General features: G+C 67.7%; 18 protein-coding genes and 1 pseudogene. 13 read left to right on the top strand and 6 right to left on the bottom strand.

The features are described 5' to 3' along the window. Positions 1–108 precede the first annotated feature (108 nt). Positions 109–1,833 (bottom strand): thiamine pyrophosphate-binding protein, encoded by a 1,725-nt coding sequence (locus tag AB5J50_RS43590; RefSeq protein WP_369264115.1) that lies wholly within the window; start codon positions 1,831–1,833, stop codon positions 109–111. A 275-nt stretch (positions 1,834–2,108) separates the two neighbouring features. Next, positions 2,109–3,071: an MBL fold metallo-hydrolase gene (locus tag AB5J50_RS43585; RefSeq protein WP_369264114.1), complete on the bottom strand. Its 963-nt coding sequence runs from the start codon at positions 3,069–3,071 to the stop codon at positions 2,109–2,111. A 280-nt stretch (positions 3,072–3,351) separates the two neighbouring features. On the opposite strand from AB5J50_RS43585, the gene AB5J50_RS43580 reads away from it, so the two are divergent. Both AB5J50_RS43580 and AB5J50_RS43575 read left to right on the top strand, forming a co-directional pair. Then, positions 3,352–3,990, top strand: a complete 639-nt coding sequence (locus AB5J50_RS43580; RefSeq protein ID WP_369264113.1) for a TetR/AcrR family transcriptional regulator — start codon at positions 3,352–3,354, stop codon at positions 3,988–3,990. A gap of 408 nt (positions 3,991–4,398) precedes the next feature. Next, complete coding sequence (locus AB5J50_RS43575; protein ID WP_369264112.1) at positions 4,399–4,941, top strand: cupin domain-containing protein; 543 nt, start codon at positions 4,399–4,401, stop codon at positions 4,939–4,941. A 194-nt stretch (positions 4,942–5,135) separates the two neighbouring features. On the opposite strand, the gene AB5J50_RS43570 is transcribed toward AB5J50_RS43575, so the two are convergent. Next, a complete protein-coding gene (locus AB5J50_RS43570) occupies positions 5,136–6,467 on the bottom strand; it encodes an MFS transporter (RefSeq protein WP_369264111.1) in 1,332 nt (443 codons plus the stop codon). A gap of 534 nt (positions 6,468–7,001) precedes the next feature. On the opposite strand from AB5J50_RS43570, the gene AB5J50_RS43565 reads away from it, so the two are divergent. The 9 genes from AB5J50_RS43565 to AB5J50_RS43525 all read left to right on the top strand — a co-directional run bounded on the left by AB5J50_RS43565 (position 7,002) and on the right by AB5J50_RS43525 (position 16,431). After that, on the top strand, positions 7,002–8,330 hold the full coding sequence (locus tag AB5J50_RS43565) for an amidohydrolase family protein (protein ID WP_369264110.1): 1,329 nt from the start codon (positions 7,002–7,004) through the stop codon (positions 8,328–8,330). A 203-nt stretch (positions 8,331–8,533) separates the two neighbouring features. Next, a complete protein-coding gene (locus AB5J50_RS43560; protein ID WP_369264109.1) occupies positions 8,534–9,127 on the top strand; it encodes a TetR/AcrR family transcriptional regulator in 594 nt (197 codons plus the stop codon). A gap of 139 nt (positions 9,128–9,266) precedes the next feature. After that, positions 9,267–10,064 (top strand): TetR/AcrR family transcriptional regulator, encoded by a 798-nt coding sequence (locus AB5J50_RS43555; protein WP_369264108.1) that lies wholly within the window; start codon positions 9,267–9,269, stop codon positions 10,062–10,064. Between the two features lie 253 nt (positions 10,065–10,317). After that, positions 10,318–11,820 carry an FAD-dependent monooxygenase gene (locus AB5J50_RS43550; protein ID WP_369264107.1) on the top strand — a complete coding sequence of 501 codons (1,503 nt, stop codon included), beginning with the start codon at positions 10,318–10,320 and terminating at the stop codon, positions 11,818–11,820. Between the two features lie 75 nt (positions 11,821–11,895). After that, positions 11,896–12,564 carry a TMEM175 family protein gene (locus tag AB5J50_RS43545; RefSeq protein WP_369264106.1) on the top strand — a complete coding sequence of 223 codons (669 nt, stop codon included), beginning with the start codon at positions 11,896–11,898 and terminating at the stop codon, positions 12,562–12,564. Positions 12,565–12,808: 244 nt separating this feature from the next. After that, positions 12,809–13,741: a zinc-binding alcohol dehydrogenase family protein gene (locus AB5J50_RS43540; RefSeq protein WP_369264105.1), complete on the top strand. Its 933-nt coding sequence runs from the start codon at positions 12,809–12,811 to the stop codon at positions 13,739–13,741. A 220-nt stretch (positions 13,742–13,961) separates the two neighbouring features. After that, positions 13,962–15,140 carry an alpha/beta hydrolase gene (locus AB5J50_RS43535; RefSeq protein ID WP_369264104.1) on the top strand — a complete coding sequence of 393 codons (1,179 nt, stop codon included), beginning with the start codon at positions 13,962–13,964 and terminating at the stop codon, positions 15,138–15,140. 11 nt (positions 15,141–15,151) lie between these two features. After that, complete coding sequence (locus AB5J50_RS43530; protein ID WP_369264103.1) at positions 15,152–15,958, top strand: amidohydrolase; 807 nt, start codon at positions 15,152–15,154, stop codon at positions 15,956–15,958. A gap of 233 nt (positions 15,959–16,191) precedes the next feature. After that, positions 16,192–16,431 (top strand): hypothetical protein, encoded by a 240-nt coding sequence (locus tag AB5J50_RS43525; protein ID WP_369264102.1) that lies wholly within the window; start codon positions 16,192–16,194, stop codon positions 16,429–16,431. A gap of 155 nt (positions 16,432–16,586) precedes the next feature. Here AB5J50_RS43525 and AB5J50_RS43520 read toward each other — a convergent pair whose 3' ends face one another. Then, entirely contained in the window at positions 16,587–17,252 is a 666-nt protein-coding gene (locus tag AB5J50_RS43520) for a TetR/AcrR family transcriptional regulator (protein WP_369264101.1), read from the bottom strand. Positions 17,253–17,577: 325 nt separating this feature from the next. Here AB5J50_RS43520 and AB5J50_RS43515 point away from each other — a divergent pair, with 325 nt between their 5' ends. Together AB5J50_RS43515 and AB5J50_RS43510 are read left to right on the top strand one after the other, a co-directional pair. Beyond that, complete coding sequence (locus tag AB5J50_RS43515) at positions 17,578–17,793, top strand: hypothetical protein (RefSeq protein WP_369264100.1); 216 nt, start codon at positions 17,578–17,580, stop codon at positions 17,791–17,793. A gap of 54 nt (positions 17,794–17,847) precedes the next feature. Beyond that, positions 17,848–18,480: pseudogene (locus AB5J50_RS43510) on the top strand (hypothetical protein); the annotation flags it as partial. Between the two features lie 250 nt (positions 18,481–18,730). Here AB5J50_RS43510 and AB5J50_RS43505 read toward each other — a convergent pair. Together AB5J50_RS43505 and AB5J50_RS43500 are read right to left on the bottom strand one after the other, a co-directional pair. Continuing rightward, entirely contained in the window at positions 18,731–19,849 is a 1,119-nt protein-coding gene (locus AB5J50_RS43505; protein ID WP_369265673.1) for a DUF3500 domain-containing protein, read from the bottom strand. Positions 19,850–19,902: 53 nt separating this feature from the next. Continuing rightward, entirely contained in the window at positions 19,903–21,000 is a 1,098-nt protein-coding gene (locus tag AB5J50_RS43500; RefSeq protein ID WP_369264099.1) for a zinc-binding dehydrogenase, read from the bottom strand. Positions 21,001–21,130: the final 130 nt, after the last annotated feature.

The following is a 21,130-nucleotide window of genomic DNA, read 5'->3' as shown; positions in this document are numbered from 1 at the left end:
CCGAACACCGAGCGTTCAGGTGCGTTTCCAGGGCAGTGAGACCCGGTGGACCAGCCGATCAGCACGTCGTCGTGCCGACGATGCCTTGGTCGTGGTCACCGGGCCGGCTCAGACATCGCGCTTGAGCAGCGCGTCGAACGTGGTGACCGGGGCGATCCGTTCCTTGTCGACCACGACGTCGATCAGTGCCGGGCGGGCGCCGGCGATCGCCTGCTTCAGGGCTCCCCTGAAGTCCTGCGCCGAATCGACGCGAGCCGCGAACAGTCCGTACACGGCGGCGACCTTCGCGTGGTCGACGTCGATGAAATCGCAGACCTCGTGCACGACGTCGCCTCCGAGGGCGTGCTGGAAGCCGACGTGCTCGTACCCGAGGCTCGCGTTGTTCAGGACGATGGTCACCGCCGGGATGTCCAGTCGCATCGCGGTCTCGAGGTCGCCGACGTTGTAGCCGAAGCCACCGTCGCCGACCAGCGCGAAGGCACGCTGCCCCGCCGGCGCCGCGAGTTGGGCTCCGAGAACGGCGGGGAAGGCCCAGCCGAGTGTGCCGGCGGCGCGCAGGAACGTCCGGCCGGGCGAGTGGACGGGAAACAGGGCGCCGCCCCAGGCCCCCATGAAGCCCGTGTCCACGACGAGCAGGTCGCGCTCGTGGGTGAGTTCCCGAAGGATCGAGACGATGGCCTCGGGCCGCACGTGCCCGGCGGCAGGTCGGCGTGCCACTGCCTGGAAGTCCTCCTTCCAGGCGGCGCGCCTTTGCTGGACGGACTCGCACCACGTGCGGCGAGCGTCGGTGACCGGCTCCAAGGTCAGCGCCGCGGCGAGTGAGCGGCACAGTTCGCCGGCATCGGCGACCACACCCGCCTGCACGGCGCGCGTCCTGCCGATGGCCTCGGGCGAGAGATCGACCTGGACCACCTCGGTGGTGGCCGAGGGCAGGGTGTATGTGTCGGTCGCGAGACCTCCGAGGTCCGTACCGATGACCAGGACGAGATCCGCCTCACGCGCGATCTCGTTGCTGATCTTGCTTGAGTAGCGTCCCGCGACGCCGACCGACAGCGGATGGTTCTCGGGTATGGCGCCCTTCCCGCCGAGTGTCGTCAGGACGGGCACCGACGCGGTCTCCGCGAGTGCGACCAGGTCGAGCGCGGCATCGGCGAGCAGCACTCCGTTGCCGGCGAGGATCATCGGCCGCTCACTCCGAGCGAGCCTGCTGACGATGTCGTCCACCGCGCTCGCCGACGGGGCCGGCGGCGTGGGCGTGAAGGCAGGCGCGTAGCGGGCGTTCGGCGCGACTTCCATGATCGTGTCGAAGGGGATGTCGAGGTGCACGGGTCGTGGGCATCCCGCGGCCGCGGTGCGCACGGCCTGAGCGACGAGTTCTCCGGCGCGGTCCGCGCGGGTGACACGCGCCTGCCACTTCGTGACCGACTGGAACATCGGCGGCTGATCGAGCTCCTGGTACTCGTTCTTGTACTCGACCCGTGTGGACACCGTGCTGGTGATGGCGACGAGGGGGCTGTGTGCCCACCAGGCGTCCGCGAGCGCTCCGGCGACGTTCGCCGCACCCGGCCCCCACTGCCCGTAGACGACCGCGGGTTTGCCCGTCACCCGGGCGTACGCGTCGGCCATGACGACGGACGCGGCCTCGCTGCGCGCGAGGTGCATGGCGATGCCGTGATCACGCAGCGCCTGCCAGAGGAGCAGATCGCCACCGGTGACCAGGAAGATACGGTCGATCCCGTTGTCTTTCAGGGCCCTGGCCACAGCGTGCGCGACCCGGGGCGCAGCCATCTCGGTCTTGTGTTCCGTTGCGGTGTCACCGCTTGCTTTCGTCACGAGTTTCTCTCTTCATCGGCTCAGAACATGTGGTTGCTTCACCGCTGGGACACGGCACCTTGGCCGCCGTCGAGACCGCAGGGCACAAGAAGGTCGGTACCAGCGGTTTTCGGTGAAGGCTGGGGGCCGGGCCGGGCCGGAAGCCCGAGCGGCAGCGGAACTCGCAGCGCCCAATGGTCGGTCGAAGCTCGGCGTCACCTGCTGTCACGCCCCTCGGACGCCTGCGGTCCGGGACGGGGTGCCGGCGGCCTGCGTCGAGCCACGGCCGAATGCCGTCAGAGGATGAGGCCCTTGGTGATCACGTTGGGCAGGGTCGTCATCTCGGCGAAGGCGCGTTGGTCGTGGGCGGGCACGACGATCATGTCGGGGATGCGCTGGAGGATGGAGGCCATCCGCAGGAGATTGCGTCGGTTGCCGTCCGCGTCCAGATCGGCGAACCTCCGCACCAGCCAGGGACGTTCTTCCAGCCGGGTGAGACCTTCGCGCTGCCACACCAGGTCCCCCACCAGGGCGTACCGCACGTGGTTGGCGAGCGTCACGAACACGATGATGCTGCCCGGGGTGTGCCCCGGGGCGGGGACGCAGACGATCGATCCGTCGCCGTGAACGTCGTGGCTGCGGGGGAAGCCGAGGTAGGGACCGGACTCGAAGCGGATGACGCTCCAGGGGATGCTGGTCTCGCTGAAGGGTGGGCCGAAGTAGCCGTGCATGCCTTCCCTGTCGAAGGCGGCCTTCTCTCGCTCGGTGGCCAGCACCGGTACGTCGGGGAAGTCCGGGAGGCCGCTCACGTGGTCCCAGTGCGCGTGGGTGAGGAGGATGCCTGCGAGTCGACCGAAGTCGTAGCCGGCGGCCTCCAGTTGGTCCCGGGCCGGGTTCCACACCTCGTACTTGGTCATGCGCTGGAACAAGGGCGGCATGGTGGCCATCTGTTGGTCGATACCGCGCCCGAAGCCGGTGTCGACCAGCAGGTCGCCGCTGGGGTGCTTGATGAGGACGGCGCCCATGTTGAAGTCGCGCTTCTCGAAGAACGACCCGCCGCGGTAACCGTAGGCGGCGACGCGCTTGTTGACGCCGGTCGGCACCGCAACGACGTCCAGTTCCGCCGGTGGCCTGGCCTCGGGAATCGGAATCGAGTCGGACAGAGAGGGAGGCACAGGCAGTGGCGACGACGCGAAGCTGCGGGCCAGGCGCGCCACCGGCACCGCGGCAGCCGCGGCGACGATGAACCGCTTCTTCATGATTCCTTCTCCTTCTGGCGGGTCCGCGGTGCCCACGGCTCGGCGGGGGGGTCCAGGAGCAAGGGCACGGGGACGCGAGCGCGCTGAGTGGCCATCCGTGCCTGGCTGATCGGATACGCAGCGCACAGCTGCGTCCTGTGCTTGAGGGAGCCCGGTCGGGGGTTCCGTGGAGGCAGGCCAGGCGTAAAAAAACGAACGCCCGTTGTCTTTGTCAACTGTGCACCGACCGAGGCTCGCCGTCAAGGAGAACGACCGCTCGTTTTTCATGTACGCTGCGAGCATGCCCAAGGTGAGCCAGGAGTACCTAGACGCCCGCCGCGCAGAGATCCTTAGCGGCGCGAGGCGCTGCTTCGTGCGCAACGGCTTCCACGCGACGACCATGCAGGACGTGCTGACGGAGACAGGCCTGTCCACGGGAGCCGTGTACAGGTACTTCGCCGGCAAGCAGGACATGATCGTCGCGATCGCCGAGGAGAACCTGGGCGAGGTGGTCGCCGAAGTCCGCAAACTGGCCGATCAAAGACCCACGGTCGGCATCGGAGAAGCACTCACCGACCTCTTCGAGGTCATCAAGGCGAAGCACGCGGAGAACGGCTTCGCCGCCCTCACGCTGCTGGTGTGGTCCGAATCGCTGTACATCCCGGCACTCACCGAGCGGATCAAAGCCACAATCGTCGAGGCCTGCGGTGAAATCGTCAAGATCGTGCGAGAGCATCAAAGTGCCGGCGCCCTGCCCCAGGGGGCCTCAGCGGACGAACTCGCCCAGTTGATCGCGACGATCATGCCCGGTTTCATCCTCCAGCTGACGGTCCTGGGACCCTCAGGAGTTGACGGGCTGTCGGACGCCGCCCGCGCGCTGTGGCCGGAGGGAGGCACGCACGCGACCACTCCGCACCCCACAGGGCAACTGGGCGAGTAATACGCCCTCAGCATGCACGCGGGCGCGGCTCGGTACCGCGCCTGCACAGTAGGTTCTCCGCCTTCGACTCGGCGGAAGGCATTGACACCGGGAGCAGCGACGATAGCCTCCGCCTCGGTTCCCTTTTCGCACCCAAAACCGCGTACGGAATTACCTACCTCGCGGTTTTTCAACCTGCGAAAAAGCGGACGGGTCAGGTTACCCGGCCGCACCCATCCGCAACCACACGCTATTCATTAGCTGCCTCTTGACGTGACGAATTAATAGTGGCAACAATGTATTCGAAACGCGTGAGCCCCTTCACCGTCGCAGTCGAGGCCACTCTTCCCTCATATCGGCCACCGCTCTGTCCAGCGGATTCTCCGGCGCGTGCTCACCTGCGTTCCGCAATCACTCAAAGGATCACCAATGGCAGACTTGAAGCGTTACGTCGTCGGCCTCGACGACAAGGGCAAATCGGCCGTTCTCCAAACGGGTGTACCCAATCAGCAGGAATTTCCCGGCTTCTTCTGGCGCGCAACGCTGTGGAAGACCCGCGAAACACCGGTCGACAACAGCATCCCCGGAGACCGATCGGTGGAGGGTGGCGCGGCCCGATCCCCGTTCCCGAACGGCATGTTGGTGCGCGCCATGGAGTTCTGGCCGGAGCCCGACCCCGAGACAACCGAGAAGCTGTTCGCCGACCTCAACAAGGTAGCCGCGGAGAACCACCAGCCCGGAGAGGCCGTCAAGCCTCGCCACCCCACGATGCACAAGACCGACACTCTCGATGTCTTCCACATCGTTCGGGGTGAGATATACCTCGTCCTCGACGAGGACGAGATCCTGCTGAAGCCGTCCGACACGGTGGTCATCCAGGGCAGCAATCACGGCTGGAGCAACCGCGGCACCGAGCCGTGCCTGATACTCGGCAGCATGACCGACGCACTGCCGCGGGAATCCTCCGAGTAGGACCCGCGCGCAGGAACCCACATCCGGTGGGACGGTGTCCGGGGCGCCGCGACGTTCGGCAACGCGGTGGCCCGGACCGCCGGCCCCGGATTCGCACTGCGGTCCGAGCAGAGAACGCCCTGCCGCTGCCTCAAGGTCCGAACCTCCGCAGAGGATTCGATAGGACTTCATCATCCACAGCGCCGGGTCGAGGACTACTCCGACGCCGCCCATCCCCCGACCGCATCCAACGGACGGCCGTCGGCGTGCTTGCGAGGAAGTAGCAGGACCAGGACCGCACCCAGCACCGTGGGCACCATGAGGCTGCAGAAGGTCCACCGCAGCGGCAAACCGGCCGCGATGATCCATCCGAGTACCAGCGGCCCGAGGACACTCCCGAGGCGCGACAGCGCAAAGTAGGAACCCACCGCCGAGGCACGGACGGCCGGTGGGAACCATGTGCCGACGAACGCGTTCACGATCGCGGCGGTTCCGCTTCCGCCGACACCGGCGAGGACCACCGCCGCGTAGACGGCTATGGTCGGCGGTCCGACGCTCAACAGTCCCAACGCGATCACGCCGACGCCGAAGCCCACGATCAGGATGTGGCGGGGACCGATGCGATCGGCGAACATCGACATGGCCACGCTGCCGACGATCGCGCCCACGGACATCGTCGCGAGGAAGCCCAGAGAAGAGGCCACCCCGTATCCCGCCGACACCATGATCTGCGGCAACCAGGTGTTGAGGCCGTAGATGAACACCTGACCGACGATCCCCACCGCGCCGAACAGCAAGAGATTCCCGAGCAACGGCCGACGTGCCAGCGCGCGCAGACTCGTCCGTCCGAGCACCTCGGATTCCGACTGGCGAGCCCCTGCATCAGACGAGGGAACCGGCAGGTCGCACCTCCGCGCGACTTCCTGCGCCTCGCGGATCCGCCCCTTGGCCACCAGGAAGTCCACCGACTCGGGCAGCATGACCGCCGCGACCGGGACGAGCAGGAGCGGCAGACCCGCGATCGCGTACATAGGCCGGAACCCGAAGGTCGGTGTGATGGCGATACTGAGCAACGCCGACGCGATCGCCCCCACCGCGAAGCCGGCGTTCCCGATCGCATTGAACAGATAGCGACGCGACTCCGGGGCGAACTCGACCGCCAGCGCGATACAGACGGGTATCACGCCGCCGAGGCCGATCCCACCGAGGAGGCGGAAGAGTCCGAAGGACTCGCTGGTCGGCGCCACGGCACAAGCGAGCATGCACAGGGAGAACCAGCTGGCGCAAAGCATCAACATGCGTTTGCGGCCCAACAGATCCGTGGCAAAACCACACACCAGCGCCCCCAGCAACAAACCGACCAGCCCGAGACTCGCGATCACTCCGACCTCCGCCGCGTCGAGGTCCCATTTCCGATACTTCACCAACTCCGGGATGGTGGCGCCGAAAACCGTGACATCGTAACCGTCGAAGAAGATGATCAGACAGCAAAAAGCGGGTACAAAGGCCCGCAACCTCTTACCCCGCAACGGCCGGAACGGTTTCATTGCATACTCCTCGCCATTGAGGGATTAGCTCGGATAGCAGAATCGGAATGCAATCCGCGCCTTCGCACGCATAATGACCGCAGATCCCATTCCGCTCATGATGCCGCCACCCACAGGCGTAGGTCTAAGTCGAATTTTGAACGTCAGCCATAGGCCTGCCCTATACGAAGGGCGTCGGACCTTCCGGCCAGGGCTCTTGGCCCGTCGGCGAGGACAGCGTCGAGCTCGCGGCTCCCGCCGCGGTCATCGACGACGCTCTACCGGGCAGCAATCGGCCTCGCACGACCGCTGCGCCACGACACCGTTCGTCACAGCCCTCCGCAGCTCAGCCGCGGCATTGACGCGAGCCCTGAATAATGGCAACACTGTACCCGTTACGGCCTCCCGGTCTGCCCACCTCCCGTTTCAGCCGCACGGCTTCACGTAAGGAAGCGGCACCCTGACACGAGCCGCCGATCAGGCAACGACGCCACTGGCAAGGAGCTTCAAGATGTCCGCGATGAGTCGCCCCTCCTCGCATGGGGAGGCAGTTGCATGAGCCGCACACTGCTGCGTGGGGCACGGGTGATCACCCTGGCGCCCGGCCACCCCGATGCCGAGCACATCGACATACTCGTCGACAACGACCGCATCGCCGACATGGGCTGCGGCCTTGACGCCCCCGACGCCGACAGCATCGACTTCTCCGGGCGTATCGTCATGCCAGGCCTGGTCAACGCACACCTGCACACCTGGCAGACCGGGCTGCGGTGCGTGGGCGCCGACTGGACCCTGCTCGAATATCTCACTCACCTGCACGGTGGGCTCGCCGGGCACTACAGTCCCGACGACATGCTCATCGGCAATCTCGCCGGCGCGCTGAACCAGATCAACTGCGGTACCACCACGGTCGGCGACTGGTGTCACAACAACCGGACGCCCCAGCATGCCGATGCCGCAATAGAAGGACTGCTGGAATCCGGGATACGCGCCGTCTTCCTGCATGGCACGCCCTATCGGGCGCCCGATGTCGCCCACCCGTTGCCCGAGATCGACAGACTGCTGGACGGCCCCGTCCGCAGGCACCCCCTGCTCACACTCGGGATGGCCACCCAAGGACCCCAATACTCGACTCCCGACGTCGCGGTGGCCGATTTCAGTGCCGCCAATGAGCGCGGGATCGTCGTGTCCATGCATCAAAGCGGCGGCGAGCCAACGGCCGCATGGGACGCCGTGCGCGCCGCCGGCCTGCTCGGGTCCCGCACCAATGTCGTGCACGGTGCGGGCCTCCCCGACGAGTGGCTCAAGTCGCTGGTCGAGGCCGATGTCACCTTCTCCATCACCCCCGAGAACGAACTCGGTCAAGGCCACGGCACGCCTCTCACCGGGCCGCTGCTGCGGCTCGGCGTGGCCCCCTCACTCGGCACCGATGTCGACAGCGTCGCACCCGGACACCTCCTCACCGCAGCGCGTATCGCTCTGGCCCATCAACGTGCCCTCGACCACGAGCATCATCGGCTATCGACCGGCGCGGCTTCTGAGAATGCATCGGTCACCGGTAAGCAGGCGTTGTCATGGGCGACGGTCGAAGGGGCCAAAGCGCTGGGGCTGGCCGACCAGGTCGGCAGGATCCAGCCGGGTATGCAGGCCGACCTCGTCGTCATCGACACCCGCGCGTTGAACCTCTGGCCCGCCCACGACCCGATCGCTGCGGCGTTGCACGCCGACATTGCCAACATCGAGGCCGTGATGATCGCCGGTCGCTGGCGCAAGCGCGCTCACTCCATGCTCGGTGCAGATCTCCAAGAAGTCATGGGCAAGCTGCTGGAATCCGGCGAGCGGCTTCTGCGCACACTCGGTGCGCCTGCCATCCCGGCGTCCTGACGCGAATGGCACGTACTTCTTCACGAAATACGTATCCAGGGCCGCAGGGCGTTGGGGCCGCCGCGTTGCGGTGACGTTCGCCTTCGCCGTGCCGATGCCGGGCACGACCCCACCGGCGCCGCTGCGCACTCTCTGCCAGAACCGTCTCGCTATCTCGCCCCCAGGTGACCACGGTGCCCCGTCGCCCTGAGAGGGAGACTCGCATGCCACGCAACGCGCTGAGCCGGGAGCAGATCGTCCAGGCCGCCATCGCGCTGCTGGACAGTGAGGGAGCCGACGGCCTGAGCATGCGGCGACTCGGCAGCCGTCTCGGCACGACCGGGGCAGCGGTCTACTGGCACGTCGAGGGCAAGGAGGAAATCCTGCTCCTGGCCACCGACGCGGTCTGGAGAGACATGCCGCTGCCTGACCCTGAAGGCATTGGGTGGCGGACGGCAGCCACGACCATGGCGAACGATCTGTACGCGATGCTCCTGCGGCACCCTTGGCTCGTACGGACCATGCCCCTCCGCTCCCCGTGGGGCCCCGCCAGAACCCACCACGACGACCATCTGCTCTCCGTGTACGAAGCCGCTGGGTTCACCGGAAGCGAAGCGGAGCAGGCCACGAGGACCGTGCTCACCTTCGTGCTCGGCACCGCTCTCGACTCGGCGCCCGACGCCGCGTTGACACGGCGCGCCGTGTGCAAGGACGGCGAGCCCCTCGCGCCGACCGGCCAGGACGTGCATCGAAATCTGGCCTTCGGTCTCGGAGCGATCCTCGACGGCCTCCAAAGCCGGCTGCCAACTCGTTCATGAGCATCGCGGAGGCCATCGCGCCTTGGGCCACGGACAGTCAGGTGCGCGCGACGGCCCGATCCTGGCCGCCGGTCGGCCCCGAAGTTGAGCCTCCCGAGCACACGAGTCCAGAGACCCGTCATTCGAGGGGGACGGCTGCATGACTTCGCAGGCTCAGCCCACTGCGGGCAGTCCCGCCTGGTGGGCGGGCCGGGCACCCGCCCTGACACGTCCACACGGCCGTCCACAGACTGACGTCGGCCGGATCGTCGACACGGCCCTGCAACTCATCGACGATGCGGGGATCCAGGCACTGACCCTCCGCGCCCTCGCCGAGACCCTCGGATCCGGCACGGCGACGCTCTACCGTCGTTTCAACAGCAAGGACGAGCTACTCGCTCTCGTAGCAGAGAGAATCCTGGGCGAAGTGCGCGTCGCACCCGAGGAACTGGAAGGCCTGCCCTGGCGGGAAGCTGTGGCTGTCGCCGCAAACGCCTTTCACGACACCCTTCGTCGGCACCCCCACGCGCTCCCTTTGCTCGCTGCCCAGGTCCCCGTCGGCCCCAACGGCCTGCGCGCCAGAGAATGGCTCGGAAGGCTGCTCCTGCGGCACGGATTCTCGGTCCCCCTGGCCGCCCGCGCGTTCACCGCCATCGGCCACTACGTGATCGGCTTCGCCATCCGACAGCACGATCTCGGAACACCAAGCCCCGAGGACCAAGCCCAGCTGCGGGACTACTACCGCTCACTCGACCCGGCCGTCTATCCGGCGACGACGGCAAGCGCCGACGAGCTGACCTCCGTGCCACTGCACGAGGAATTCTGGTTCGGCCTGGGCCTACTCCTCGATGGCCTGGAGCTGGCCGCACGTGAAGAGCCTCAAGGCTCGACGGGGCCCGGCAGACACCCGCCCTTACGCATCCCGCAAGGCCCCGGGAACGACGAACCGGCCGCGTGACAGGCCAGGTCTCACAGCTTGCCTCCTCCCCCATAAACGGCTACGGTGTATCCGAAAGAGATTGGCTACATCGTAGCCATAATGCGGGAGGCGAGAGGGAGAACAGAACCCCCGACGCCATCCGGGAACTACTCCATCCAGTCGAGTGTCACCCCGCCGCCGAGCGCGGACACATGGTCCAGTTCGAACGCCCCCACAGCACAGCGCGGCCGATCGCCGCCCTGTCCGAGACAAGCAATTGAGGTCGATCACCATGACAGAACTCCACGACATCGACGTCCTCGTCGCCGGGGGCGGCCCGACCGGCTCCACCCTCGCGGCCGACCTGGTCCGGCGCGGTCTTCGCGTCCGTGTGGTCAACAAGGCGCCGCACGCCTTCGAGGGCTCCCGCGCCAAGGGGATCCAGCCCCGCACCCAGGAAGTCCTGGAGGATTTCGGCGTGCTTCAGGAGGCGCACGCGGAGGGCGGGCCCTACCCGCTCGCGGGAATCCACCTCGGGCCTGTCACCGCGCCCTGGAAGATGCAGCAGCGGAGCAAGCCGACCCCGGACGTCCCCTACCCGAACATCCTGCTGCTCCCGCAGCACCGCACCGACGCCATCCTGCACCGGCTGCTCGAACGCCTCGGACTGCACATCGAGTACGGGGTCGCCCTGGAAGGCTTCGAACAGGACACCGACGGCGTCACGTCGACCCTCTCCACCGGCGAGCGGGTGCGCAGCAAGTACCTCGTCGGCGCCGACGGCGGCGCGAGCGCCGTCCGCGTGGCCACCGGTCTCGGCTTCGTCGGGGAGACCGACGACTCCGACAAGACCCTCATCATCGACTGCACGATCGACGGACTGTCCCGCGACCGGTGGCACATGTGGCCCAAGGCATCCGCAGGGGCATGCCCGCTGCCGCACTCCGACCAGTTCCAGGTGATGATCCGGCTGAAGCCGGGCGACACACCGAACCTCGACCACGCCGTCCTGGCCGACCAGTTCCACGCGCTCACCGGCCTCAAGCTCGGCGACATCACCTGGGTCTCTGCGTTCCGGCCCAACGTCCGGCTCGTCGAGCACTACCGCCAAGGCCGGGTCTTCCTGGCGGGCGACGCCGCCCACGTGCACACCCCGGCCGGCGCGCAGGGCCTCAACACCGGTGTGCAGGACGCCTACAACCTGGGCTGGAAGCTCGGCCAGGCGATCGCCGGCGCGCCGGACAGCCTGCTCGACAGCTACGAGGCCGAACGGCTCCCGATCGCCGCAGGCGTCCTCGGCAAGTCCAGCGAGCTCTACCAGAGCCTGAGCAAGCACCGCGTCTCCGGCCTGAAGCGCGGCGACGAAGAGCGTCAGCTCTCCCTCTCCTACCGCGGCGGCCCGCTTGCCCCCGCCGACGCTCCCGCCACCAAGACCCTGCGTGTGGGCGACCGGGCACCGGACGCGCCGTGCACCGCGCCCGGCACCAGCCGCCTGTTCGAGGTCTTCCAAGGACCGCATTTCACCGTCTTGGCATTCGGCCCCAACGCCACCGAGGCCCTGCCCCAACTGACATGGCCGGCCGAGGGTGCCGAACTGCGCCGCTACGCCGTCCGCGGCGGGCGCGGAATCGACAGCGGCTACATCACCGACGCCACCGGCCAACTGGCCAGTGTCTACGGCGTCGACGGCGACGCGTTGATTCTGATCCGGCCCGACGGATACATCGGCGGCATCATCACGAGCGACTGGGCGGCCTCCTTCGCCACCGCGGCCGAGGCGTTCACTCCGAGGTGACAGCGGTCCCGGCGCCGCGAGCGTTGCTCGACGCGCAGTCCGCCCAAACCCACTCGACGACACCAGGAATCGGACATGACCCAGGCGAGCGAGACCACCGACGGCCCTGCCGAAGTCGACAACGAGCGGCTGGTCTTCTTCAGTGACGCGGTCGTCGCGATCGCCCTGACCCTCCTGGCGCTGGAGCTGCCGGTGCCTCACGGGTCAAGCGATGCCGAGGTGTGGCGGGCGTTCCGGGAGCACCTCCCGGACTACGCGATGTTCCTGCTGAGCTTCGCGGTCATCGCCGCGTACTGGGTGGCGCACAAGTGGCTCTTCGGCCGCGTCGGCGGGTTCAGCCCTCGGCTGTTGTGGCTGAACTTCGTCTGGCTGCTGGGGATCATCCTTGTTCCCTTCGCGACGAAGGTCCTCATCGAGGACAGCCCCTACCAGCTCAGCGCCGTCCTGTACGCCGCCGTCGTCGGAGGCACCGGGCTGGCCCTGATCAACTCGCTCCGCCACTGTCGGGCCCGCGGCCTGTTGCGGCCGCACGCCGCGCCCGAGATGATGCGGCGTTTCCAGCTGTTCCTCACGTTCCCGACGGTCGCCTTTCTGCTGTCGATCCCGTTCGCCTTCGTCACCCTGAGCGGCGCCAAGTACAGCTGGGCAGTGGTCTTCGTGCTCTCCGCGCTGGCCGCCCGGTGGGCCACCCGCCCCGGGGCACATCCGGACCGCGAGCAGTCATCAAGCAGTGCGCGTCGCTGAAATCAGCGAGAGCGGGTCCGGGCCGCAGGATGTCGATCCGGCAACCGTCGGCGCTCGAAGGACCAGGCGCCGCCGTTGAGATGGTCCATCTGATTCTTCCCTCGGTTCCCTGCGGGGCATCCGGTCAGCCCCCGTACATCCTCGGTGGACCCACCCCGCCGGCCATTCGGAGAACGGAACCGGACGCAGGGGCCGCCGCTCCTTCCTCGGCGAGCCGAGGCTCTGACTACTGGAGGTTGTTGTCGTGTACGCAGCGGTCGTCACATCGTTCGATACTCCCCCGCAGTACCGTGATCATCCCGATCCCGTCGCCCGTGATACCGACGAGGTCGTCGTCGAGGTCCTCGCGGCCGGCCTCCACCCGCGTGTTCGCTCCCAGGCGTCCGGCTCGCACTACACCAGCACCGACGAGCTCCCGTTCGTCCCCGGCATCGACGGCGTCGTACGCGACCCGAAGGGCCGTATCCGGTACACCGTCCTGGACGACACCGTCCTCGGCACCATGGCCGAGCGCACCGTGATCGACATCCGGCGCAGCGTCGTCCTCCCGGATGGAATCGATCCGGTCCAGATCGCGGCGGCGATGAACCCCGTGATGTCCTCGTGGGTCGCGCTGCGCCGACGCATCGACTTCGGGCGTCGGCAACGCGTCCTCGTTCTGGGCGCGACCGGAAACGCCGGCCGGATGGCGATCCAGGTCGCGAAACGGTTCGGGGCCGCGCAGGTGATCGCAGCCGGACGCGACACGGCTCGCCTGGCCGAACTGCGGGCTCTCGGCGCCGACGAAACCTGCACCTTCGACGAACTCGCCCTGGCGGCCGACGTCGACGTCGTCATCGACTACGTGTGGGGAGAGCCCACGGCCCGAGCCATGGTCGACATGCTCACCGCTCGCGCCGACCGCAGTGCACCGCTGACCTGGATCGAGATCGGCTCGGTCGCCGGCCCGACGGCACCGATCCCCTCCGCGGCGCTGCGCTCGACGCGACTGCAGATCGTCGGTTCCGGCATCGGCTCAGTCCCCGGTCGCGACTTCGTCAAGGAGCTCCCCAAGCTGGTATCCGCCGTCACCCAGGGCGTTTTCGACGTCAGGGCGCGCGCTGTACCCCTTGCGGAGGTCGAGCACGTCTGGACCGCGACCGCCGGCATGTCCGACCGGATCGTCTTGGTGCCCTGAACCGCACCGGACTTTGCACCCGGTGTCCGTTGCGTCGGCGTTTCATTACGGCTACGTTGTAATCGAAAATGCGGCTGTTGGTCATCCCGGACAGGCCGCTTTCCAGCGCTGCACCTTCCCCTACGACGGCTGTTACAAGCGCACCTCACACTGCTGCAGCTCGCCGGACAGCCGCTGGGCGTACCGCCATACGTCAGACCGAACAGGAGGAGCTTCAGGAATGTCAGCACAGCAGGAGGTCGCCGAGGACCGCCCGGCACCGGTCGTGACCCTCGACTTCGTCGGCAGCCGCACGGAGACGGAGGAAGCCACGTCGAAGCTCTCGGTCGAATCGCAGGCCGCGCTGCGCCAGTTCTCGCTGGAGCGCATGACCGGCTACGGCGTCGACTACGCGGACGCCATCGAGGTGCGTGCCCGCGTGGTCGAGGGGCAGGACTGGCGCTCGGCCGCCACGGAGCTCGCGGAGGTGTGCGTGCGTCGCGTCGAGGGCGCCACGGAGGTCGCCGGGAGGCCCACCCGGATCGGGTACCTGCGGCGTGCGTCCGCCCTGCTCCGCATGAGCCAGATGATGATGCTGTCCGACACCGCCGAACGCCGGCAGATCTTCGCGCGGGCCGCGGAGCTCTACGCACAGGCCGCCGTACTGAGCGCCGACCGCGAGCGCGTCACGATCAAAACCGACCGCGGTCCCTTGACGGGGTGGCTGATCCCCGCGTACGACACCGCGGTCGCCTCGGCCATCGTCATCGGGGGCGTCGAGGGCTGGGCCATGGATTTCGACAGCATCGGCGAGGCACTCGCGACGCGTGACGTCGACACACTGATGCTCGACGGGCCGGGGCAGGGCGAAACGCGGCTTACGCACGAGCACTACCTCACGGATCACTGGCGTGACGCTTACCGGCGAGCCCTCGACTTCCTCGCCGAGCGCTCGCCGGGCCGCCCGATCGGCTTCATCGGCAACAGCATGGGCGGCAGCGTCGCCATGGCCGTCGCGTCGCAGGACACCCGGATCCGGGCATGTGTCGACAACGGCGGCATCCACGCCCCGTGGCTCGTGCCGCCAACCATGGGGACCTTCTTCTCGAAGATGGTGGCCGCCTGCGGAACAGAGGACCCGGACCGGGCGATGGACGTGTGGAAGACCATCACCCCGCTCTCCGACGGACCCAACGCCGGCTATCCGCTGCTGGTCGTGCAGGGCGGCAAGGACCCCATGGTCTCGAACGACCTCGCGGAGATCCTCCTGAAAGGCGCCCCCACGGACGACACGCAGATGGTGGTCTTCTCCGACGGCAACCACTGCGTCTACAACCACAAGCACGACCGCGACGCATTCGTCGCCGACTGGATGAGGGCGCGTCTGTGCGGCCGGCCGAGCCCCGCGATCGCGAACTGAGAGGAAAACCCGTGCAGATCATCGACGCACAGATCCACCTCTGGGCCGGCGAGAGCGCGCCGCCCCACCACTGGCGCGCGCCGTACACCGTCGACACCGCCCTGCGTGACATGGACGAGGCCGGCGTGGACCGGGCCGTCAACTGCCCGGCGATCTGGGATGCCGACGCGAACGACTACGCGGTCGAGGCGGCGAAACAACATCCTGAGCGGTTCGCGACCCTCGGCTGGTTCCCCCTCGACGAGGCCGCGGACGAGTCCCTCGTCGATGCATGGCTGGACAAACCCGGCATGTTGGGCCTGCGGTTCATGCTGGCGGCGCCGGAGATGGCTGAAAGCCTTGCGTCGGGCGGGCTCGACTGGCTGTGGGCGGCCGCCGACCGGCGCGGCATCCCCATGGGGCTCATGGTGATGCCCCCGTACCTGCCCGCCGTCGGGGACATCGCCGCGCGGTATCCGCAGATGCGCCTGATGATCGACCACCTCGCGTGCAACCCGTTCGAGAAGCTGCCCGATGCGGCCGCACACCTCGACGCCCTGCTCGCCCTCGCGCGCCACCCCAATATCGCGGTCAAGGCGACGGGCGTACCGAGCATGGCGACGGACCCGTACCCGTTCGCCGGCACCCATGACGTACTGCGGCAGGTCTTCGACGCGTACGGCGCCGAGCGGATGTTCTGGGGCACGGACATCACTCGCCTCCACTGCTCATGGCGCGAGGCGGTGACGATGTTCACCGAGGAGCTGCCCTGGCTGAAGGGGCGCGACCTGGAGCTGGTCATGGGCCGCGCCGTGGCCGACTGGATCGGCTGGCGCTGAGGAGCCGGGCGCCACGGCAGGGCTCGCCGACGTGAATCTGAGCTTTGCCCGAGCAGAAGCCGCTCAGGACCGTCCATGGAGACCGGCTTCCTGCACCCCGGCCTCGTGGCGCGACTTCGCGGTCGAGTCATGGGGGCGGCGGCGTCTCACGGCTCGACGCCCTGATCGCCGGCGCGAAGGGTTCGGAACCCCTGCCCTGCGGCTCCCGATGACTGCTACCGCGCGCTGCGCGGGTGAACGACAACGCCACCAGCCTCGGAGTTGATCCCGCCCATGTCGCCGGCGGGGGGCCAGTCACCACGGTGGTCCAACGCGCGTACGCCACCACTGTCCCGGTCCGCTTGCGACTGCTGCTCCGTCCGATGCTCGACGACCGCACCGTGCTGCATGCCGAGGCGCGCGGCCGAAGGGGCTGTACCGGGGCTTCGCCTGCCTGGATCGGTGTGGGCGACATCGACCTCTTCCATGCCTAAGCCGTCGCATACGCCCGCCGCCTGCCGGTGGGGGCGACGCGTGCGAGCTACACGTCGAACCGGGCATGCACCACGCCGCCGACAAACCGTTCGACCGCAATGCCCCGTCGATGACCGGCCGTTTCCGCAACACCATGTTCGGCGCCCGAGAGCGGCTATCCGGCTGCTCCTGGGCCTTCTTCAGGATCCTGCGACGAGTTGAGACTGGCCTTTTCCAGCCCGTCGAGAAGCAGATCCAAGCCGAACCGGAACTCCTCGTGCAGCGGTACGGAGGTCAACTCCTCGGCCGCCGCCATTGTGGCCGGATAAGCCGTCGGATCAAGCGAGTTGTAATAGTCCCGCAGCTGCAGCTGATCCTCGGGGCGTGGTGTCCCGGGGCCGTGCTGCTGGATGGCGAAGCCGATCACGTAGTGGCCGATGGCCGTGAAGGCCCGCGCGGCCAGGCCGACTGGGAACCCATGGCTCAGGAACAGTGTGATGAGCCGTTCCCGGCCTCGGAGACCGTTGGGACCGACGGGAACCTGGGCCGCCAGCAAAGACAGCGCGTGGGGATGCCGGCACAGGGTGCCGTAGAGAGCCTTCGCCACGACGGTCACGGCTTCCCGCCAGGACAGGCCGTCCAACTCCTCGGACGGGACGTGGACTTCGCCCAGGATTCTGTCCGCGACAAGAGCGAGGAGTTCGTCCTTGCCGTTGAAATGCCGGTAGAGCGTCGCCGTACCCGAGTCCAGGGCATCGGCGAGCATCCGCAGGGTCAGCGCCTGGATCCCGACTTCATCGATGAGCTTCAGGGCCGTGTCGACGATCCGGCCGACGTCCATCGGGGGGCGCCCACGCCGGTACGCAGGGGTGGGTGTCCGGCTCGCCCACCAAGCGGGACTTCCCGGAACCGGCTGGGCCTCCGAAGCCATGACGCGGTCACCCTCTCAGCCAGATCTACTGTCGGCACGTATCCAGAACAGGATTTTCGGCCTTATCGTATCCGTTTTCGACAGCGGCACGACGGATGCCTTCTCGCAAGGGCATCAGGCACCGACGCCGCACGTCCTCGCCCCTCGCTCAACTGCCCTCACATTGACGTCATGAGATCAACCCATCATTACGGATACTACGTAACCATAATGTTCGCCGGAGAGGCAAGAGGCGATGACGCAGGACACAGACTCCACAAGAAGCAGGCTGGGCCCCCGCATGTGGCTCACCCCCTCGATACTCGTCACCATCGTCATGGGGGTGCTGGCCGCGATGTACCTGGGAGGGATGGTCAACTCGTCCGACGACATCGACGACTTCCCGATCGCGATCGTCAACGCCGACACCGGGGGCACCACCTCATCCGGTCAGCACATCGACGTCGGCTGACAGATAGTCGAGAATCTGCGCAAGAACGCCGGCGGCGACAAGTTCGACCTGCGCATGCTCAGCCTCGCCGAGGCGAAGGGCGAAATGGGTAAGGCGAAGATCTACGGCGCCATCGTCCTGCCCGTCGACCTCAGCAAGAAGCTGACGACGCTCACCGCGGAGGCGGCGTCCGTCGGCGCCGTCGAACGGCCCCAGATCACCGTCTACACCAACCAGCTCGCGAGCGCTTCCAGCGCGTCCATCGTCACCTCGTTCGCCGACCGGGCACTGATACAGGCCAACCAGACGGTGGGCGAGCAACTCATCACGGCCGTGACTTCGTCCAAGGCCACCGGCGCGTCTCGCGATCGAAGCCTGCCGGGAACCGCGCGCCTCGTCCTGTCCGCACCCATGGACGTCCAGGTCGCGCCCTTCCAGAGCGTTCCGGACGGCACGGGCAACGGTATGTCGGCGATGTATTACGCCCTTCTCCTCGTTTTGGCCGGCTTCACCGGTTCGCTGATCGCCAGCAACTTCATCGACGCTCACCTCGGTTTCATCCCGACGGAGAGGGGGCCGGTCTACCTGCAGGAGGCCAGCTCGGGATACAGCCGCGTGGCCACCCTCGCGATGAAGTGGGCCCTCATGGCCGGGCTCGCGGTGGTCGTCAGCACGGTCTATCTGGGGGTGGCCTCCTGGGCTGGGATGCCCTTGGAGCATCCATGGACGCTGTGGATGCTCAGTGTGCTGGCGATCACCGCTGTCGCGGTGGTCGTGCGCCGTGATCGCCTCAGTCGCCGCCCTCGTTCTCGGCCTCCTCGTCGACTTCCTCGGCACCCGCTCCTACGACCGCAAGGGCCTGGTCAGACACCACAAGCCGGCTGCGCAGGCATGACCGCCGACCTCGCTGACGGACCCCGTCGCGAACTTCGGACAGAGGGCCCGATCGCGCGGTCCGTCAGTGGGCCGCCCGTGCTCGGTGTTCCGCGAGGACGTCCAGACCGAAGTCGGAGACCGGATCGCGCCACACCGAGTGGGCGTGGTTGGCGCGCCGTTGGGTGTTGTCGTACTCGATGAGGACGCTGGGGCCGTGGAGCCGGTAGTAGTGCGGTTCGCCGGGGTCCAGGCTGCCCGCCCAGCTGAAGTGGACCTCGTCGAGGACGCTGTCGGAGGCGTAGTGGGCTCCGTGTTCCTTGGCAAGGTCCTGCGGCGCCCGGCCGGTGTACAGGGCGAGCAGCCGTCGGAGACCGTGGCGTTGCTCTTCGTCCAGGTCGCGTGCGCTGATGCCTCGAGGAGGGACTGTGATCGCTACGCGCGCGTGGTCGTCCTCGGTGTATCCACTGCCCGCCTCGGCCCGACGGTCGATGTCGTCCACGAGGCGAGCCAGAGCCGGGTCCGTGAAACTCCCCCGCCACAGGTCCTGCATGTGCATCATGGTGTCGCCCTGGCGGACTCGCGGTCTGTTGCCGGAGACGATGTCGGACACGGCTGACGGGTGGAGCAGCGCCTGCCGGAGTTGTGGTGCGCTCAGCGTTCGCGCCAGTTGCCGTGCCTGGTCCTCGATCCCACCCAGTGGGTCCAGGGATCCGCCCAACAGCGCGCTCTTCGCGGGGTCGGCGCCGATGAAACTCGGTGTCGTCGAGACCAGTTGGTCCGCCACGATCAGGTTGTTCAGTGAGATGTGGTGGCCCCCGAACCTCCAGGCCCAGACCGGGGCACCGGGTCGGCCGAAAATCCTCAGCCAGTACAGGCCGGGATCGCGCCCGCGCTCCCGGCCCCAGTCGATCCGCCACCCTTCCACCTGGTCCAGGACGTTCTCCAGACCCATCACCGTGGCGACCGTGGCGTATCCGGCCTGGGACAACCCGCTCGCCACCAACTGCATGACCAGGCTCTGCTGGTAGGCGCTCTGCTCCCGGATGGCCAGTCCGCCGTGATTGGTCGGCGTGTAGTACCACCGCAGCCTCTCCGCCTCGGCTTCGGCGACGAGCGGCGAGTCGTACTGGGCGAGGAGCAGCTGTTCCTGGCTCAACGTGCCCAGCCAGGTGGCGGCGGCTGTCGCCATGGCCGCTGCCACCTGTTCGCGTCCAGGTGCGGAGGCAGTCGGCCGGGCGTTGCGGCCGTCGTTCTTCACCGGCGCACTCCCCCGTCCTCGGACACGTCCAGCATGACTTTGATGGCGTTGCCCCGGCGCTCGGCGTACGTGTCGAAGGCTTCGCCGACATCCTGCAGAGGGAAGTGATGCGTGATCAGTTCAGCGGTACGCAGACGTCCGCGGGCCGCGAGGGAGACCGCCCGGGCCAGCGAGCCGGTGCCCTCCCCGCGGACCGTCTCGATCGAGATGCCGTTCATCACGGCGTGGTTGAGGTCGGCGCGCACCGGCTCCTCGAAGAAGCCCACGAGCACGACCTTGCCGGCCCGCTTTGCCATACGGAGGGCGTCGTCCACCGCGCTGGGAGCGCCCGAGCATTCCAGAACGATGTCGGCGCCCGTACCCTGCGTCGCTTCCCGGACCGCGGCAACGGCGTCCTCGTGCCGGGAATTGAGCACGAGGTCCGCGCCGAATGACTTGCCGATCTCCAGGCGGGCGTCACGTGTGCCGATCAGGGCCACCGTCCGAGCGCCGAGTTCGCGGGCGACCTGGGTGGCGAGCAGTCCGATCGGGCCCGGTCCGATCACCGCGACGCTCGCGCCGACCAACAGGGAGTCGAGTATGTCGAAGGCGTGCATGACCGTGCCCACGGTCGTGAGAACGACAGCGGCCTCGAAGTCGACCGAGTCCGGAAGCCGATGAAGGGTGGAGACATGATTGACCGCGTACTCGGCGAATCCCCCGTTCACGGTCATCCCCTGCACACGGTGGCCCTTGTCCCGGTGACCGTAGTTGAGGCAGTCGGTATAGCCCCCGGCCAGGCAGTTGGCACAGCGCATGCAGCCGCGGTGCGCTTCGGTCACGACCCGGTCGCCGACGCGGAACTCGTCGACGGTATCCCCGACAGCCGCGACGACTCCCGCGTACTCGTGGCCTGGGACGAACACGTCGGGGGCCGGCCCGCCGTCGGGGAAGAAGTGACGGCTGCGGACCTTGAGGTCCGTGCCGCACAAGGATGCTCTCCGGACCTGCACCAGGACGTCTTCCGGGCCCACGTCGGGCACGGGCAGCGTTGCCGTCCTGATGACGCCGGGCCCGCCCAGCACTGCCGCCTGCATGGTCTCCGGCAAGGACATATCGCGTCTCCAACTGCGGGCCATGACGCCACGCGTCAACCTGGGTGAACGGGACGTTCACGACTCGCCACCATCCTTGCCATATTCATGCCGCCTGCCTACCGGTGTCGCATAGGGGTTACCTATAGGG

It is taken from the genome of Streptomyces sp. R35, assembly GCF_041053035.1.
GTDB classification, from domain to species: Bacteria; Actinomycetota; Actinomycetes; order Streptomycetales; family Streptomycetaceae; genus Streptomyces; species Streptomyces lutosisoli.
This window is presented reverse-complemented; position numbering and strand designations above follow the sequence as displayed.

Excerpts from the sequence above, each read along its gene's own strand:
- AB5J50_RS43570 (WP_369264111.1), bottom strand. The coding sequence starts at position 6,467 with ATGAAACCGTTCCGGCCGTTGCGGGGTAAGAGGTTGCGGGCCTTTGTA.
- AB5J50_RS43515 (WP_369264100.1), top strand. The coding sequence starts at position 17,578 with ATGACGCAGGACACAGACTCCACAAGAAGCAGGCTGGGCCCCCGCATG.
- AB5J50_RS43575 (WP_369264112.1), top strand. The coding sequence starts at position 4,399 with ATGGCAGACTTGAAGCGTTACGTCGTCGGCCTCGACGACAAGGGCAAA.
- AB5J50_RS43535 (WP_369264104.1), top strand. The coding sequence starts at position 13,962 with ATGTCAGCACAGCAGGAGGTCGCCGAGGACCGCCCGGCACCGGTCGTG.
- AB5J50_RS43520 (WP_369264101.1), bottom strand. The coding sequence starts at position 17,252 with ATGGACGTCGGCCGGATCGTCGACACGGCCCTGAAGCTCATCGATGAA.
- AB5J50_RS43560 (WP_369264109.1), top strand. The coding sequence starts at position 8,534 with ATGCCACGCAACGCGCTGAGCCGGGAGCAGATCGTCCAGGCCGCCATC.
- AB5J50_RS43585 (WP_369264114.1), bottom strand. The coding sequence starts at position 3,071 with ATGAAGAAGCGGTTCATCGTCGCCGCGGCTGCCGCGGTGCCGGTGGCG.
- AB5J50_RS43500 (WP_369264099.1), bottom strand. The coding sequence starts at position 21,000 with ATGTCCTTGCCGGAGACCATGCAGGCGGCAGTGCTGGGCGGGCCCGGC.
- AB5J50_RS43550 (WP_369264107.1), top strand. The coding sequence starts at position 10,318 with ATGACAGAACTCCACGACATCGACGTCCTCGTCGCCGGGGGCGGCCCG.
- AB5J50_RS43580 (WP_369264113.1), top strand. The coding sequence starts at position 3,352 with ATGCCCAAGGTGAGCCAGGAGTACCTAGACGCCCGCCGCGCAGAGATC.
- AB5J50_RS43565 (WP_369264110.1), top strand. The coding sequence starts at position 7,002 with ATGAGCCGCACACTGCTGCGTGGGGCACGGGTGATCACCCTGGCGCCC.
- AB5J50_RS43555 (WP_369264108.1), top strand. The coding sequence starts at position 9,267 with ATGACTTCGCAGGCTCAGCCCACTGCGGGCAGTCCCGCCTGGTGGGCG.
- AB5J50_RS43545 (WP_369264106.1), top strand. The coding sequence starts at position 11,896 with ATGACCCAGGCGAGCGAGACCACCGACGGCCCTGCCGAAGTCGACAAC.